The organism is Sporosarcina ureae (genome assembly GCF_002101375.1).
In the GTDB taxonomy this organism is placed as follows: Bacteria; Bacillota; Bacilli; order Bacillales_A; family Planococcaceae; genus Sporosarcina; species Sporosarcina ureae_B.
In genome coordinates this window covers 183,209-199,178 of record NZ_CP015207.1, presented here as the reverse complement: position 1 = coordinate 199,178, position 15,970 = coordinate 183,209, and the positions used below count along the sequence as shown (strand labels likewise).

General features: G+C 43.5%; 15 protein-coding genes. 4 read left to right on the top strand and 11 right to left on the bottom strand.

The features are described from left to right. The first annotated feature begins 2 nt into the window (after positions 1 to 2). The 4 genes from modB (at position 3) to SporoP8_RS00960 (ending at position 2,938) form a co-directional block, all read left to right on the top strand. Entirely contained in the window at positions 3 to 677 is a 675-nt protein-coding gene (gene modB, locus SporoP8_RS00975; protein WP_369802587.1) for a molybdate ABC transporter permease subunit, read from the top strand. An 18-nt stretch (positions 678 to 695) separates the two neighbouring features. Beyond that, positions 696 to 1,364, top strand: a complete 669-nt coding sequence (locus SporoP8_RS00970; RefSeq protein ID WP_085130713.1) for an ATP-binding cassette domain-containing protein — start codon at positions 696 to 698, stop codon at positions 1,362 to 1,364. Between the two features lie 124 nt (positions 1,365 to 1,488). Continuing rightward, on the top strand, positions 1,489 to 2,520 hold the full coding sequence (gene fni / locus SporoP8_RS00965) for a type 2 isopentenyl-diphosphate Delta-isomerase (protein WP_085130711.1): 1,032 nt from the start codon (positions 1,489 to 1,491) through the stop codon (positions 2,518 to 2,520). A 43-nt stretch (positions 2,521 to 2,563) separates the two neighbouring features. Further along, positions 2,564 to 2,938 (top strand): rRNA methyltransferase, encoded by a 375-nt coding sequence (locus SporoP8_RS00960; protein WP_085130709.1) that lies wholly within the window; start codon positions 2,564 to 2,566, stop codon positions 2,936 to 2,938. Between the two features lie 1,040 nt (positions 2,939 to 3,978). Here SporoP8_RS00960 and SporoP8_RS00955 read toward each other — a convergent pair. The 11 genes from SporoP8_RS00955 to SporoP8_RS00905 all read right to left on the bottom strand — a co-directional run bounded on the left by SporoP8_RS00955 (position 3,979) and on the right by SporoP8_RS00905 (position 15,970). Continuing rightward, complete coding sequence (locus SporoP8_RS00955) at positions 3,979 to 5,970, bottom strand: helix-turn-helix domain-containing protein (protein ID WP_085130707.1); 1,992 nt, start codon at positions 5,968 to 5,970, stop codon at positions 3,979 to 3,981. A 171-nt stretch (positions 5,971 to 6,141) separates the two neighbouring features. Next, complete coding sequence (locus SporoP8_RS00950) at positions 6,142 to 7,128, bottom strand: electron transfer flavoprotein subunit alpha/FixB family protein (RefSeq protein WP_085130705.1); 987 nt, start codon at positions 7,126 to 7,128, stop codon at positions 6,142 to 6,144. Positions 7,129 to 7,157: 29 nt separating this feature from the next. Next, the gene (locus SporoP8_RS00945; protein WP_085130703.1) at positions 7,158 to 7,931 is read right to left on the bottom strand and encodes an electron transfer flavoprotein subunit beta/FixA family protein; all 774 of its coding nucleotides are present in this window, start codon (positions 7,929 to 7,931) and stop codon (positions 7,158 to 7,160) included. A gap of 34 nt (positions 7,932 to 7,965) precedes the next feature. Then, positions 7,966 to 9,408 carry an MFS transporter gene (locus SporoP8_RS00940; protein WP_085130701.1) on the bottom strand — a complete coding sequence of 481 codons (1,443 nt, stop codon included), beginning with the start codon at positions 9,406 to 9,408 and terminating at the stop codon, positions 7,966 to 7,968. A gap of 154 nt (positions 9,409 to 9,562) precedes the next feature. Continuing rightward, on the bottom strand, positions 9,563 to 11,050 hold the full coding sequence (locus tag SporoP8_RS00935) for an aldehyde dehydrogenase family protein (protein ID WP_085130699.1): 1,488 nt from the start codon (positions 11,048 to 11,050) through the stop codon (positions 9,563 to 9,565). An 18-nt stretch (positions 11,051 to 11,068) separates the two neighbouring features. Continuing rightward, the gene (locus tag SporoP8_RS00930) at positions 11,069 to 12,202 is read right to left on the bottom strand and encodes an acyl-CoA dehydrogenase family protein (RefSeq protein WP_085130697.1); all 1,134 of its coding nucleotides are present in this window, start codon (positions 12,200 to 12,202) and stop codon (positions 11,069 to 11,071) included. A 20-nt stretch (positions 12,203 to 12,222) separates the two neighbouring features. Continuing rightward, entirely contained in the window at positions 12,223 to 13,419 is a 1,197-nt protein-coding gene (locus SporoP8_RS00925) for an acyl-CoA dehydrogenase family protein (protein WP_085130695.1), read from the bottom strand. Positions 13,420 to 13,450: 31 nt separating this feature from the next. Next, complete coding sequence (locus SporoP8_RS00920) at positions 13,451 to 13,888, bottom strand: Zn-ribbon domain-containing OB-fold protein (RefSeq protein WP_085130693.1); 438 nt, start codon at positions 13,886 to 13,888, stop codon at positions 13,451 to 13,453. 11 nt (positions 13,889 to 13,899) lie between these two features. Next, positions 13,900 to 15,060, bottom strand: a complete 1,161-nt coding sequence (locus SporoP8_RS00915) for a thiolase C-terminal domain-containing protein (protein WP_085130691.1) — start codon at positions 15,058 to 15,060, stop codon at positions 13,900 to 13,902. Between the two features lie 29 nt (positions 15,061 to 15,089). After that, complete coding sequence (locus tag SporoP8_RS00910) at positions 15,090 to 15,515, bottom strand: MaoC/PaaZ C-terminal domain-containing protein (RefSeq protein ID WP_085130689.1); 426 nt, start codon at positions 15,513 to 15,515, stop codon at positions 15,090 to 15,092. A gap of 14 nt (positions 15,516 to 15,529) precedes the next feature. Beyond that, the gene (locus SporoP8_RS00905) at positions 15,530 to 15,970 is read right to left on the bottom strand and encodes a MaoC family dehydratase N-terminal domain-containing protein (protein ID WP_085130687.1); all 441 of its coding nucleotides are present in this window, start codon (positions 15,968 to 15,970) and stop codon (positions 15,530 to 15,532) included.

The window sequence follows — 15,970 nt, the reverse complement described above, 5'->3', positions numbered from 1 at the left end:
ATATGGATTATTCCCCTTTAGTATTATCTTTGAAAGTAGCTGCTATCTCCACTATCTTTGTGTTTGCAGTAGGTGTGTTCATTGCGTATTTGCTTGCGAAACGTGATTTTTTCGGAAAAAGCCTATTGGAAGCATTATTTTTATTGCCTCTTGTGTTACCACCGACCGTCGTCGGCTTTGGTTTACTCATTTTATTTGGCAAACAGGGCTGGATCGGTAGTTGGCTGCTTGAATGGTTCGATTTTCAAATTGTCTTTACGTGGATTGGTGCTGTGATCGCGTCTATTGTCGTATCATTTCCACTGATGTATCAAAGTGCAGCAGCCGCTTTTGAAAGTCTCGATGAACGATTATCGAATGCAGCGCGTACGATGGGCGCTTCGGAATGGCGTGTATTCTGGTCCGTTGTATTCCCACTCGCTTGGCCAGGGTTACTCGCCGGATTGGTGTTGTCTTTCGCAAGAGGCCTTGGTGAATTCGGTGCTACGTTAATGCTTGCGGGATACATACCAGGCAGAACTGACACGATTCCGATGGCGATTTATTTCGCGGTAGAATCAGGACAAATGGAAAAAGCTACGTTTTGGGTCATCATGATCAGTACATTCGGCTTCAGTTTGATTTTATGGGTGAATTGGTGGAGCAAGCGCAATATTAGACGGTTTACGAAATCTTGAGTCGAAAGGGGATTGGACATGCTACATGTAGACATTAATCAACAACTCGCACATTTTGAGATGAACATTCATTTTGAAATGTGCAACGAAATCATGGTGTTAGTCGGTCCATCCGGCTCAGGTAAAACAACGATTTTAAACTATATTGCCGGGCTTACACACCCGGATCACGGCTTGATTGTTTCGAATGAACACATTTTTTTCAAAACTGATGAAAAGCCGTTGCCCGCTCGCGATCGGCAAATCGGTTATTTATTCCAAGACTATGCGTTGTTTCCACATATGACGGTGGAGAAAAATATTTGGTTCGGCGTGAAAAAGAATGAGCGGAAAAATTGTAATGAAATGATTCACCAGTTGCTACAAGTACTGGGGATTAAGCATTTATTGCAGAAGTATCCCCATCAGATTTCAGGCGGGGAAAAACAACGTGTAGCGTTGGCTCGTGCACTTGCCACACAACCTTCTGTGTTATTACTGGATGAACCGTTGTCAGCTCTCGATAAAGAAACGCGGAAACAGTGTCAAACTGAGCTTTTACGTTTACATGACATGTGGAAAATCCCGTTCATTATTGTGACGCATGATCTCGATGAAGCAGAACATCTTGGCGATCGCATTATGTACCTTGAACGAGGACAAATAATGGATGAGAAATGGAAAAGATATGTAGTGTCAACATATTAAAGAACACAAAGCTCCGATTTCCTATCAGAGCTTTTATTTTTTGTGTAATCGAAATAGAACCGCTATAATTCATAGTAGCCGGCAAAGACAGAAATGGATGTATAAGTAGATAGGAGCTAAAATCATGGGCAAGCAATTGAATGACCGGAAAGCACAGCATATTCAAATCGTGTTGGATGAACATGTCACTGGAAATGCGATCACGACGGGTTTGGAGCAGTATGAATTTCTACATAATGCCTTACCTGAATTATCATTTGACGAAATCAATACAGAGCAACACTTTCTAAATAAATCATGTAAAACACCTTTTTTAGTAAGTTCGATGACTGGTGGTGCGGACTTTGCAGAAACGATTAACCGAAATCTCGCACTTGCTGCAGAACAAAGAGGCTGGGCACTGGCGTTAGGTTCGACGCGTGCTTTAATAGAAAGTAAGGCATTCCGTCCTTCATTTGCATTACGAAAATACGCTCCAACAATCCCCATTATCGCGAATTTAGGTGCAGTGCAGTTAAATTATGGATTTTCCGCTGATGAATGTCGGCAAATTATCGAGTATACCGATGCAGATGCGTTAGTTCTGCACATAAATGTTTTACAGGAAGTTATTCAGCCAGAAGGTAATACGAATTTCAGTAATTTATTATGTAAAATTGAGAAATTATGCAGTGAATTATCGGTTCCCGTCGGCATTAAAGAAGTCGGATGGGGAATAGATGGTCAAACGGCTAAAAAACTTCTAGATATCGGTGTGTCATTCATTGACGTAGCCGGGGCAGGTGGGACATCTTGGAGTCAAGTAGAGAAATACCGTACAACTGCAATCAAACAGCAAGCGGCCGCAGCGTTTAGCGAATGGGGAATTCGAACGACAGATTCACTACGACTGGTCGAACCTTATATGAATGATAAATTACTGATCGCAAGCGGTGGACTTCATACAGGTGTCGATGCTGCAAAATGTATTGCGCTAGGTGCAGATTTTGTCGGTTTTGGTCGCGCAATTTTAGAAGAAGCTACTCAATCAGCTGAGAGTGTTTTCCGGACAATGGAAGTCCGCGAACTAGAATTACGTATGGCCATGTTTGCAACAGGTTCTGCAAATATCCTGGCGTTGCGACAAACAGATCGATTACAAAAGATAAACTCGTGAATATACTATTTGCGAGTTTTTATTAAATTAGGAGGAATAGATAATGTGGAAATTAGTGGGTGGAAGAATGATTCAAACTACAGATGAAACACGGATTAAATTCCGTACGAATATCAGTCAGGAAATTTTAGAGCAATTAAAAGGATTATCTGAAGAACTTGATACATATAGCAATTATTTATTAGAAAATGGTTTACGGAACGTATTAGCTGCAGGAGTTATTGAGTACGATAAGAATTTACGACCAATAGATCGAATCCAATATAAAACCACATATGATCAAGAGTTATTAGAATCGGTTAAAAAGTTCGCAAAAGATCACAAGCTATTTATTAATGATGTCATTGAGTACAGTGTAGGACATATCGATTTTGATGACATTAAGACAAAAGATTATAAGCATCGCGTAGAAAGCTAGGGCGAGAAGGATACTTGGAGAATAGAATATGTATAGACCGTAGAACGCCCCGAACATAATATAAATTATAGGAAGTTACGTATCACTAATAAGTATACTTGTGATAGTGAGATATTAGCGCTTTTTTCGCTGAATTATGCGCTCGGCTAATTATAATTGCCCAACAAGTTAACTTCAAGCTTTACGACATTTATGCACTGTTTATGTGTTTGTCGTTTATTTTCTTCGGCAAACACTATTTATTGTTTTTTCGTTCTACATTTTAGATGTTGTTTTACTGTCGTAATGATCCATCTTACTAGCTTAACCCGACCAGACAATTTTAACGTACTGCTTAATCCGTCAACCTATCACTTTTATAAGCTTTTATTATGAAAAATCATCGACAAATACTTTTCATTTTGGTTATCCTATCATCAAACATCTGATGGCCCTCTTCTCTTCCGAATAATCTGCTTAATCTTTTTTTTATGTATTCGAAGATGGTGTACTTGATTACTTTACGTGTTGTAGTCAATGTTTGTTAGATGATATGGTGCGAGGAATATTGTATAGACAAGGATTATTTGGAACCATCTTCAATAAGATCATATATCCATATAAACTTACCGATATTCATAAACCTTGCCTAGTATACCATTTTTTTGACGCTTGTATGTTCGTGTTTCTTTTTTGTTGATATAATTACTGAAGTTTTATCTTTACATAACGTTTTTTTGCATTTCTCGCCTTTTCTCCATGCATGATATTACCATTGCACTCCCCGATCTCCCTTCCTTGATTGCTGCACGTGCGATATGTTTGGTGTGTTAGTTTACATGATGCGTATAATAGTATATGAAGAAGGATTATTTGGAACCAGGTTTTTTAAGAATTTAATGTTCTCTACTTATTGCTTTTGTCGATAAAAGAAAGCAAAGCTCGACGAAAAATGAGCTTTGCTTAGTATACCACTATTATAGCGTCGGTATGTTCGGTTTTTGAAAAATATTTTAAATTCGATCATTGTGTCCAGACGGTACACTGTACATTTTATTGATTTAATTTAACCAATCTTTCATCTTTTTATAGACCGTTTGTGAAGGTAACGCTCCACCTCGTTCGATATTGCTTATATAGGACGTCGAAATATTCAATTCTTCGGCTACTTGTTTTAGTGTCAAACCACGGTTGATGCGACATTCTTTAAAATCGCTACCAATATTCTTACAGACTTCTTCTTTTGTTTGTACTAAGGAAAAAGTGGTTGGTGCTTTGATTGATTTTTTTCTCTCGATCGGTTGATAATAGCTAACAATCTCGTCAGGCGGCGCGATGATGATCGTCGCATCCAACCAGAGACGTAACCAGCCTTTCTTTGACATGCAATCTTCATTCCATTGATTGTATTGCCAAAATGTTATCACGCCTTCTTCCTCTAATAGGTCGAGGGCTTTCTCCAGTCGGTCCCGAATACGTGAAGGTGCTTGTGAGTCTATTTGCATACCGATTTTTTCAAGCAATGTACTGATTTTATGCGGCTGCAAATAGCTTGCTTTTCGTGCTTGAGTACGCCAGCGCCAGCTTATATAACGGATAAGTTTTTTCTCCCATTTCCGTTGATACGGATTGAATTCAATCGCTTGATTCGGTAATAACTTTACTTGTCTGACAGTGCCTTGCAAGAAAGGATCAAACACTTCCCCCATCGTTACATATAGACGTTCGGGTAATGACTCTTCATTTAATTCGCATAAACTGCCGTCTTCATTCGTAAAAGTGAACGCACGCCCTTGTAGCTTCTTATTGACGGGTTTACCTTGTTCATATACTAAGACTGTTTCGAATTCCATCCATAGTGACTGTATTGTCGAAAGCGCTTTCACCACATGGATGCGTTGTTCTTTTTCATAGCCGCCGCGTCTACCTGTTCCTCCGAGTTTTGTTTTTAATCCACGAATTGTCAGTAGATCATCGAAGCGAATTTCTACGCGGTCACCTACTTGCGCCACATACATATGACATAGAGAATCTAATACGTCCACATCGATTTCTGATAATGATTGGGCATCCTTTTGTAGTTGAAGCATACGACTTGCTGTGCGTTCCTCTTTATGCGGAAGTAACTGCAAAGTACCTGCCAATGTGGCAGTATCAATCGTCGCTTTTGGCCATTGGTCTGACTGGAAAGTGAATTTTTGATTGGAAATAGCTTCAGTGATGAATTGATAGATGGCATTGCTCATGACAATCAGATTATTCGTTTTTGCTGTTGATTCGATTGGCTGATGTACGGAAATCTGCTCGCTGACTCCCAGCAATTCATTAATCTGCTCCATTGAATTTTTTTCAGATTCAAATACCGCAAGTATTTCGGAAACCATTTTTTCGATGTAAACGTTGACGTCAGCAGTGAATGTATTCAGAAAGCTATCGTTGGAAACGAAACTTATCCTCATTTCTTCTAGAAATAATTCATTCAACACTTCTCGATCAAGAGCGTTTAGAGTATGATAGCCATGCTTTTTGAGCATTTCATTGACAGTATGATTCATTAAATACGTCCTGTACCATGTGCTGAATATATTCCAAGAATCCTCGTCATTTAAATGGGTGTGATCGCGTACTAATTTATCATACTTATCATATAATTTATTTATAATTTCCCATTTGAGTGTTGGCTTATTCACAAGCAACGGTGCAAGATGGCTTTCATAGGTACTGAAAAATTTAGCGATCATGAACTCTGTTGCTTTCGCGTGTACTTCGCGTCTCGCGTCAACACGAATCTTGAAAAACAACTCAATATTGTCTTCGTAGTCTTGCTGACGGACAATAAATGTTTCGTTTTTCACCCTCGGAAAAATACGGTTGGTATCCACTTTTTTCCGCACGTTTTCAGACGGGAAATTAAGTAAGTAATTATAGTCAAAAAAGTTGGGCTGACGATCATGTATAATAATCACTTGAAATGGGTCGATTTTATTTGCGATGGTTTGATGATGTGTCAGTTCACAGTTCGTGTTATTTAACAGTAAATCGTAATTAATCACATATAGTCCCTCCGATAAACCGTAAGTTCAGAATAGTATAACATGGATTTCCAAGTTTCACTATGTACTTTTACTTTAGTCGAAGGGACATGCAGTAAAGACTAGAACGCAAAAACAGCTTGGAAAGTCCGGTAATCGAACTTTCCAAGCTGTTTTATGAATGCTCAAGAGTTAGGATACTAACGCGCCTTGCAATTTGAGTTCTTCAATGAATAACGGAAGAACTTCGAACAGGTCACCGACGATGCCGTAATCTGCCATCTTGAAAATATTTGCTTCTTCGTCACTGTTGATCGCGACAATCACTTTGGAGTTCGACATGCCTGCCATATGCTGAATCGCTCCGGAAATACCTACTGCGATATAGAGATCGGGCGTAACCACTTTTCCGGTTTGACCGATTTGTAGCGAGTAATCGCAGTAATTCGCGTCACAGGCGCCTCGAGAAGCCCCTACAGCGCCGCCTAGCAAGTTCGCTAGCTCATACAATGCATTAAACCCTTCGGCGCTCTTGACGCCGCGTCCGCCGGCAATAACGATTTTCGCTTCCGATAAATCTACGCCTTCTGTTTTCTTGCGGATCACTTCTTGAACGATCGTACGCAAGTCTTTGACATCCACTTCTTTTGCTATGATTTCGCCTGTACGGCTCGCGTCGTGCTCCAACGCAGAAATATTATTTGGACGGATCGTCGCAAATAGCAATCCATCGTCTTTCATCACTTTCTTTTCAAACGCTTTACCGGAGTAGATAGGTCTAGTGAAAATGACTTGATCATCTTCTTTTTCAATTGCCACCGCATCCGAGATCAGTCCAAGTTCTAGACGGCTTGCGATTTTTGGTGTTACATCTTTACCGACTGACGTGTGGCCCATGATAATGCCAGATGGATTTTCCTCCTGCATCACTTCCATGATGACTTGTCCATAGCCTTCTGATGTATAGTTGCTCAAGTTGGCATGTGAGACGGTAATAACACGGTTTGCACCATAGTGGATCATTTCTTCAGCCGGTTGCTGCAAGTCTCCATCACCTAGTACCAATGCCAGAATTACTGCGTCGGCATTTACTTGTTTTGCCGCTGCGATTGTTTCATAACTTACTTTACGAAGAACCCCTTGCTGCAATTCCCCGATTACTAGTATCTTTTCACTCATAGTAAAACTCCTTTCATTTCGTAGATTGTTTAGATTACTTTCGCTTCATTGGACAATAAGCTGACCAGTTCTTTCACTTGCTCTCCTGTTTCGCCTGCTAAAATACGTCCAGCTTGCTTTTTAGGGGGTAAGAAAATAGAAATCGTTGCCGTCTTCGCTTCCACGTCGTCTTCATCGAGATCCAAATCATCGAGTTCAAGTTGTTCAAGCGGCTTTTTCTTCGCCTTCATGATACCTGGAAGTGACGTATATCTCGGCTCATTCAGTCCTTGCTGGCACGTTACGAGCACAGGCAAAGATACTTCTATTTTCTCAAGATCTCCTTCTACGTCTTTTTCAATTTTCGCCACTTCGCCTTCAATATCTAGCTTGACGATCGTCGTAATGAACGGCATATTTAGACGCTCTGCTAGACGAGGGCCTACTTGTCCGCTTGCCTCATCGATTGCCACATTGCCTGCGAGGATCAAATCCACTTCTTTATCTTCAAAGAATTTTTCCAAGATTTTCGCCGTTGTGAATTGATCACCTTCATCCAGATCGTCACTCGTATCGATGAGTACCGCGTCATCCGCACCCATCGCAAGTGCCGTACGCAATTGCTTCTCTGAGTCTTCATCACCAATCGTCACAACCGTTACCGTTCCGCCGTGCTTGTCGCGTTGCTGAATCGCTTCTTCGACCGCATATTCGTCGTACGGATTAATAATGAACTCCGCACCACTTTCGTCAATACGACCGCCTGACACGGAAATCGATTCCTCCGTGTCGAATGTTTTTTTCAGTAAGACATAAATATTCATATAAAAGACTCCTCTCTATACTTTGTCGCACAATTTATTTGATTTCTTCAGTTTGTAACACTTTCGGCACTACATTGGTATCGACCAAGTCGGCTTCACTCGTGTGAATTCCAGGAATCGTTCGAGGAATCAACGGTAGGAATAACAATGCAATGACGATGAAGCCCATAATCACCCAAGATGTATTCACGACTGCCCCAACATTATTACCGCTTGCAGAGAAGATAGAGAAAGCAACAAGTGCTAATGATGCGCCCATTCTCTGTGCCAAGTTTTCAATTACCGTATTCGTAAATGTCACGACATTCATTCGTTCAGTTGAAGCTTTAGACACGACAAGCCCTTTGACTACAGGTGTTTGGAAACCAACACCGAGACCGACCAGACTCATAGCAATGAACAAATACACAAACGATGTTGTAAGTGTAACGAAATTCAACATGATGATTCCGGAAGCAAAGATGAGAATTCCCGATCCCATAATCAATCGCGCTGACAGTTTCTTCATAATTCTTCCGCTTAAATAAGCTGCGACCGATGTTCCTAGGAATACAGCCATCTGCAGGAAGCCTACTGTTGTAGCGGCTTTTCCTTGTACGTTCTGTACAAAGAATGTTAATAAGTACATCACACCCGAGTAACCAAGGAAGATGAATACCGCAATCGTCGTAGGTACCCAGAAGTTCCGATTCGCCACGTACTCCAAATCGAGCAACGGAGCTTTTTGTTTTTTCTCTACAAAGATCAAGATGATCAACGCCGTAATGAATACTAGCAATGATGGAATCCACATGCCGGATTCGATTCCGAAGCTGTTGATGAATGTTGGTATCGTCAACAAACCGAGCAATAGAGCGATGACGAAAATCAAACCAAGAACATCCAACTTCTTACGTGCTTGTACTTTGACGTGTGGAACAAAAGCAAAGAGTGCAATGCCTAAACCACCAAGAATAGCAGTGAAGATAAAGCTTGCTTGCCAGTTCGCCGTATCGACGATCATACCGCTGATGACCGGACCGAATACCGCACCGATTGTGATGAACGCAGCAAACGTTCCGATCGCTTTCGCACGTTGCGTACCGACCATGAATTTACCGGCGTAGGCAATTCCTGACGGTGCAATCGCCGCACCCGAGATTCCTTTAAAGAATAAACCGAGAACGAGCACCCAGAAAGAAAACGAGAAAGCTACAAGCAATGATCCGACGACCATAAAAATACCGCCAATTAAGATGACGATCTTCAATCCGAACGAATCACCAATCCATCCAAGTAGTGGCTGGAATCCCGTCAACCCAACAGCCAGACCCAGTTGCATCCAAACCGCATATCCCGGCGTCAGATTAAATTCCGCAAGCATATGCGGGTATGCAGGAAGATGGGTTGCTAAACTTAACATAATAAAGAATGCTCCAAAACTGATGAATAAAAAACCTCTATTAATCGATTTATCTTTTAGTGCCGCTTCATTCATTTAGTGGCCTCCCTTTATCGATAGTGTAATAGCTTCTACAAACTTTATTCATTATGTCAAATCTAGAAGTGGTCTAAAGTGAAGATCTGCAGAAGGAGGTTCCGGTATGCTTGAACCGAAGCCCTCCCGCCACAGATCAGACGTTACTGGCTGTTTACCGGATATTGATGACACAAGCTTTTTCCAATGTATAATCCAGAACCGAATCCGTACCGTAACCGCTCTCTTTGATGCCGCTAAACGGAAGATCTGCACCTACTCTAGCGTACGTATTGACCCAGACATTACCTGCTTGAAGCTTATCAATCATACGGTGTGCAACACTGAGATTTTGCGTCCATACGCCTGCTGCCAGACCGAAGTTGGTATCATTCGCAATTTGAATGGCTTCTTCTTCGGTATCGAATGGAATAGCGACCGCCACAGGACCGAAAATTTCTTCACGAGCCAGTTTTGAACTGTTATCAGCTACTTTAACGAGCGTAGGTTGCACCCAATATCCGTTCGCAAATTCTGGTCGCCCCGGTAGAACCGCGTCTCCGCCATATTTTCCTCCGAATACCACTTCGTACTCCTCTTTTGATGCCTCATCGATAAACCCGCATACCGACTGATATTGCGCTTCGTTTGCGATAGGCCCCATAGTGTTGTTCGTATCCAGCGTATCACCGTGTTTGACGAATTCATCATTCGTCATCAACTCTTTTAAACGTCCAATCACTTCGTCGTAAATGGAGCGCTGGATCAGCATGCGTGAACCTGCCACACAAATCTGACCGGAGTTCGGTGTGAAAATGCCGTTGATCAATCCGTGTACCGCTTGATCGATGTCCGCATCTTCAAAGACGATATTCGGAGATTTTCCGCCAAGTTCAAAGATCAATGACTTTGGTGAATGCGCAGTCGCTTTTGTAATACGCTCCGCTGTTGCTTTGGATCCTGTCAAACTCACTTTATTCACTTCTTTGTGAGAGACGAGGTAATCCCCGATTTCACGACCCGCACCCGAAATGACATTCAATACGCCAGGTGGTAAAATTTGTGAAATCAATTCGCCATATCGCAATGATCCGACCGCTGCACTCTCAGATGGTTTAATGATGACAGTATTCCCTGCCGCTAGCGCATAGGCAGCCTTAATCGTAAAGGTGAATAAAGGAGCGTTCCAAGGCAAGATTCCGACTACTACTCCGTATGGCTTACGTGAAGTGAAACCAAAATCTCCTGTGCCCATCTGTACCGTACGACCTTGTGCACCTACGAGAGATGCCGCTCCCGCTGCGTCGTACCAGACCTGCTTTAGTACTTCTGCCAAATAACCATACTCATCTAGTACCCAGCCGTTATTACGCGTTTCAAGCTCAAGCAACTCCGCAGCATACTCGGGAATCATGTCCCCGATCTTACGCATATAGTCGCCGCGTGTACGGGCAGGCAGATTCGCCCAGTCATCGAATGCTGCACGTGCTGCCTGGATGATCAGTTCTGCGTCTTCTTTTTTACTGGAAGGAATAGTTGCCCATACTTCCGCTGTAGATGGATCGATACTGTTTGATACAGCCCCGTCTTGTGCTTGTACCGACTTGCCGTTCATAATATTGCCGTAAGTCGTCAATTTGGATTTCTCGGATACGTTCGTCATATGTTTTCCTCCTTCAAATTACCAGCCTAGAGAAGCGACTACTTTTTCTTGATAGAAAGGGGTGGAACCTAAATACTGATCATAATAGCGAGCGCGCTTTACAAATAGATGGCAATCGATTTCTTCCGTGAATCCGATTCCACCGTGGATTTGAATATTATGTGCCGAAACTTCGATGAATTTCTCCGTCGCATATGTACGGGCGCTGTAAATGGCCGCTTCTCGATCGAATTCGTCCGTATCCACTACCCAGTTGGCATAATGGCTCAGTGAGCGCGCAATTTCCAAATTCACTTTCATGTTGACGATACTATGTTTAATCGCCTGGAAACGTCCGATCGCTTGGCCGAACTGCTCCCGAATCTTCGCATATTCGGTCGCCATGTTGACAACACTTTCCATTGCGCCGACGATGTATGAACTCAGTGCGGCATTGAAGTACAACAGACCTTCTTGGAGTTGCGTCCATCCCTTGTCTACTTCACCTATAATTTGATCTTCTTTGATGACAAGCTGATTGAATTCGATTTTCGCTACATGTGTTGATTCGTCAAAAGAAGATTGTTTTTCGATGTTCAATTCTTCCGTTTTGTCGATCAGCACAAGCGATAGTCCGTCTTCTTGATCTTCTTGGTTTGTGCGTACCAATACGAGGAATGCATCCGCAAGTTCCGCTTCCGGTACAAGCGTCTTCGTGCCGTTTAGTACGTACTGTCCATCGTGCTGCACCAATGTACATTGGATACCTGCTGGGGAGAAGTCATTGAACGGCTCAAGTGCAGCAAATGAAATCCAAGTTTCTCCCGAAGCGATGGCGGACAGATACTGTTGTTTCTGTTGCTCTGTTCCGTATTTCTTCAGGATCGGTACTACCAACGCGGAAGTTTCCATGAACAAGCCAGGTACTAATGAACGTCCCATTTCTTCAAACGTCGGAACGAGATCGAGTGCATCCAGATCCATACCATCGTATTCTTCAGGAATGTTGATGCCGCTGCATCCAAGTTCAGCTAATGTCGTGTACACTTTCTTCAAGTTTTCCGGATTATTGTCAATCATTTCTCGAGCTAGCTGTGTACCGCCGAATTTATCCAACATTTTACGGATATGTCCACGGAACATTTCTTGCTCTTCTGTTAGTGAAAAGTCCATATTTCATCCCTCCAAATCTATTAACGTCCCATGTCTTTTGGCAATCCCAGTACGCGCTCGCCAATCGTATTGCGTTGGACTTCACTCGTACCGCCACCGATTGTCTGTCCGAATGAGGCGAGGAATAAATGCTGCCACTTCGGATCCGCTACGGCATCCTTATCAAATAGCACACCTTGGTGTCCTTGTATTTCTACGGCAAATGCAGAGAGTGCCTGGTTCAATTCGGTTACCACCAATTTATCGATCGAAGTTTCCGCTCCCGGTTGACCATTCTTGATCGTAGTCGTCAAGTTTTTATAGTAATTCAATAGCGATCCACGCACGCGGGCATAGAAATTCGCCAATTTTTGTCTGACTAGAGGATTTTCAATCAATGGCTTGCCATTTACTTTATACTGCTGTGCCAGTTCCACTGTATCGTTGAATTGCTTTTCGAGTGTGAAGAGTTCTGCACCGATTCCCGTACGCTCATGGAGCATCAAAGCAATCAATACATGCCAACCCGAGTCTACTTTTCCGACGATATCTGCATCTGTTGCGACAGCGTCTGTCATATACACTTCGTTAAAGTCTTTATGTCCATCCATCTGCACGATCGGAAGCGTTTCGACTCCCGGTTGATGCATATCCATCATGAACACCGTAATTCCTCGGTGCTTCTTTTCCGGGTGCGTACTCGTTCTCGTCAGCAAGAAGCATTTATCCGCCACGTGGCCAAAACTTGTCCACACTTTCTGGCCATTGATGAGCCAGCGATCGCCGTCTTTTACCGCACGTGTTTTTAGGCCTGTTAAATCCGACCCTGCGCCCGGCTCAGAATAGCCTTGGCACCATATTTCTTCACCTGTCAGGATTTTTTTCAAGTATTTCTCTTTTTGTTCATCCGTTCCGATGTCGATCAACGTAGGACCTACCATATGGATCCCGATATAGTTGATGAGTGGCGGTGCTTTGACGCGCACCATTTCTTGATGGTAGATAATTTCCTCCATCAAGCTGGCGTTGCGACCGCCATATTCTTTCGGCCAGGCGATGGCTGCCCATCCACCTTCATACAATTTTCTTTGCCAAGCACGTAATACACGGGAGTATTCATCCAAGTCTTCCGGCAAATCGCGCTTGCCTTCTAGCCATCCTTCGGGAAGATTGGCTTCAAGCCATGTTCGTAATTCGGTTCTAAATTTTTCTTCTTTTTTCGTGAAAGAGAAATCCATACTCACTCATCCTTTCTATATCGCCTATCGATCAATTCGTAACGGGAATCCACTGTAGCAATGCACGGTCTTCCGTAATATCCACCCAAGTCATTTGGATCGGCATCCCGATTTCCAAATCTTTTTCCTGGCAATTCAAGATATTGCCCATAATTTTCACTTCCGGCACGTTGTCGAGCTGTGCGAGAGCGATAATTGTCGGTAACTCATCCTGGAAACCTGGTAAAAATGGACGGTAGGAAACTACATACGAATAGACGGTAGCTTTAATATCGTCGCCTAACTGTTCCCAGCTGACATTTCCACTTCCGCATTTTGCGCATGTAGGGCCTGGCGGTTGTGAGTACGCATGACAATCATCACATTTTTGCAGGGCCAGTTGATGTTGGTCCGCTGCATCCCAGTACGGGGCATTATCTATATCTTTCAATGGAATAGGTTTTTGGTAAGCAGTCGTTGCTTGTGTCATAGTGATTCCTCCTAGTTTCGTAAGATCATAGCGCCAGCGATATCCGGTCCAGCCCAGCCTGTACAAATACCGATCTTGCAATCTTCTACTTGGCGGTCGGTTCCTTCGTAGTCATGGCGCAGCTGTCTAACGATTTCAATGGCGTTGTTCATTCCGTGTGTATACCCTTCGGATAGCATGCCACCCGCTGTATTGGTTGGTAGTTTACCACCGATCTTCAAGTTGCCTTCCGCAACAAAATCTCCCACTTCTCCGCGTTTCGCAAAGCCGTATGCTTCCAGCTGGCGCATAACAACCCAACTGAAACAGTCATAGATGGAGGCCACATCGATATCGTCCGGTGTCACTCCCGCGTTTTCATAGAGTTCTTCCGCCACGTAATCAGATGCGACTTGGTCGATATCATTCCAGTAGTGAGCGTGCGGATGACATTGTCTTGCCGCCATCCCCATGATATAGACCGGTTTTGACGTACAGTCTTTCGCTTTTTCAGCAGACGTGACAATGATCGCATTTCCTTCATCGAGTTCGAGGCAAGAATCATGGATATTGAATGGAGAACTGATATCCGGTGTAGCGAGATAGTTTTCCATCGTTAACGGCTTCCCGTGTAGGAATGCTTTTGGATTTCGTTGTGCATGTTCATAGAAGCTCAAGCACACATGCCCAAGATGTTCTTTCGTAATGCCTGTTTCGTGCATATGACGTGTCGCATACATGCCGAACCATTGAGATGGGCTTGCCGATCCGTACGGAATCACGAAGCTTCCGCCCGAGAGCGCCCCTTGTAACATATCGGGATCATATCCGCGGCCTACGCGCGTTCCCGAACTACCGTTCATGGAACGATAGATCAATACGGTGTTTAGCTGGCCTGCTTCAATGAGCGCCACGGCATCCGCAATCAGCATTTCTGTACTCGCTCCGCCGCCTTGAATATCTTTGACGTATTTCGGTCGTACACCAAGATACGTTGCCAGTTGGTGAGACGTACAGGAATCCCCTTCGTTATAGTTCATGAATCCGTCGATGTCTGTCGGTTTCAAGCCTGCATCTTTGATTGCTGCATGGGCCGCGTCGAGTGCCAAATGCAAAGGCGTTGTTCCCGATTTTCTTGAGCGTTCACTCTCTCCTACGCCTACAATGGCATAGCGGTCTTTAATAGTTCCCATAGATAGATTTCCTCCTATTTCACGTCTGTTTATGTCAGTTGTAAGATGGCGCTACCTGATCCGACCACTTCTCCTGATACTTTCTCTGCCGTCAGATCCAGTGCGATCCATCGCTTGCCATCTTCTTCATATGTTCGTTCTACTACACCCGAGCAACGTATTTCATCGCCCGGTACCGTCATTTTGCCGAAACGCATCTTAAAGTTTGCGACGCGTGCTTCCTTGCCAGCAATTTTCATCACATACTCCCCAAGGAAACCCATTACCAGCATGCCGTGTGCTACGACACCATCCATGCCGATTTTCTGCGCGAAGTCATCGTCGAGGTGCAATGGATTAAAATCCCCAGAAGCACCTGCATACTGAGCCAACTGCACTTTCGTGATGGGTGGTTTCACCATAGGCTCTAGTTTCTGGTCTACCTTTAGTTCTTTTAACTCCCATTCCTTGATCATGTGACGACCTCCCATTATTTTGCTGAACGATAGACAATGTTCATGCGGCTAATACAAACTAATTCGCCCGCTTCGTCTTTCATTTCTGTATCTAGTTTCAAAAATTGCATTTTTCCGCTCTTTCCTTCTTTGTCATACAGATCGCTAACTTTCATCTGGCAACGTAGTTGATCTCCTACGCGGATCGGTTTGTAGTATAAGAATTCCTGCTCGCCGTGCAACATCCGGCGGTGGTCAAGTTGTAAAGGCATTTCTACTTTGCCATCGTTCATCGCAATCGGAAATGTCGGCGGGACAATCAGTCCTTCGTATGCCGACTCTTTCGCATAGCTGTCGTCTGTATAGAGTGGATTGTCGTCTCCGATGGCAGTGGCGAATTGGCCGACATGCCTTCTTTCGATTTCAAACACGTATTCGGCGCTCGTTAAGCCTATAACACTTTTATCCAAATCCAT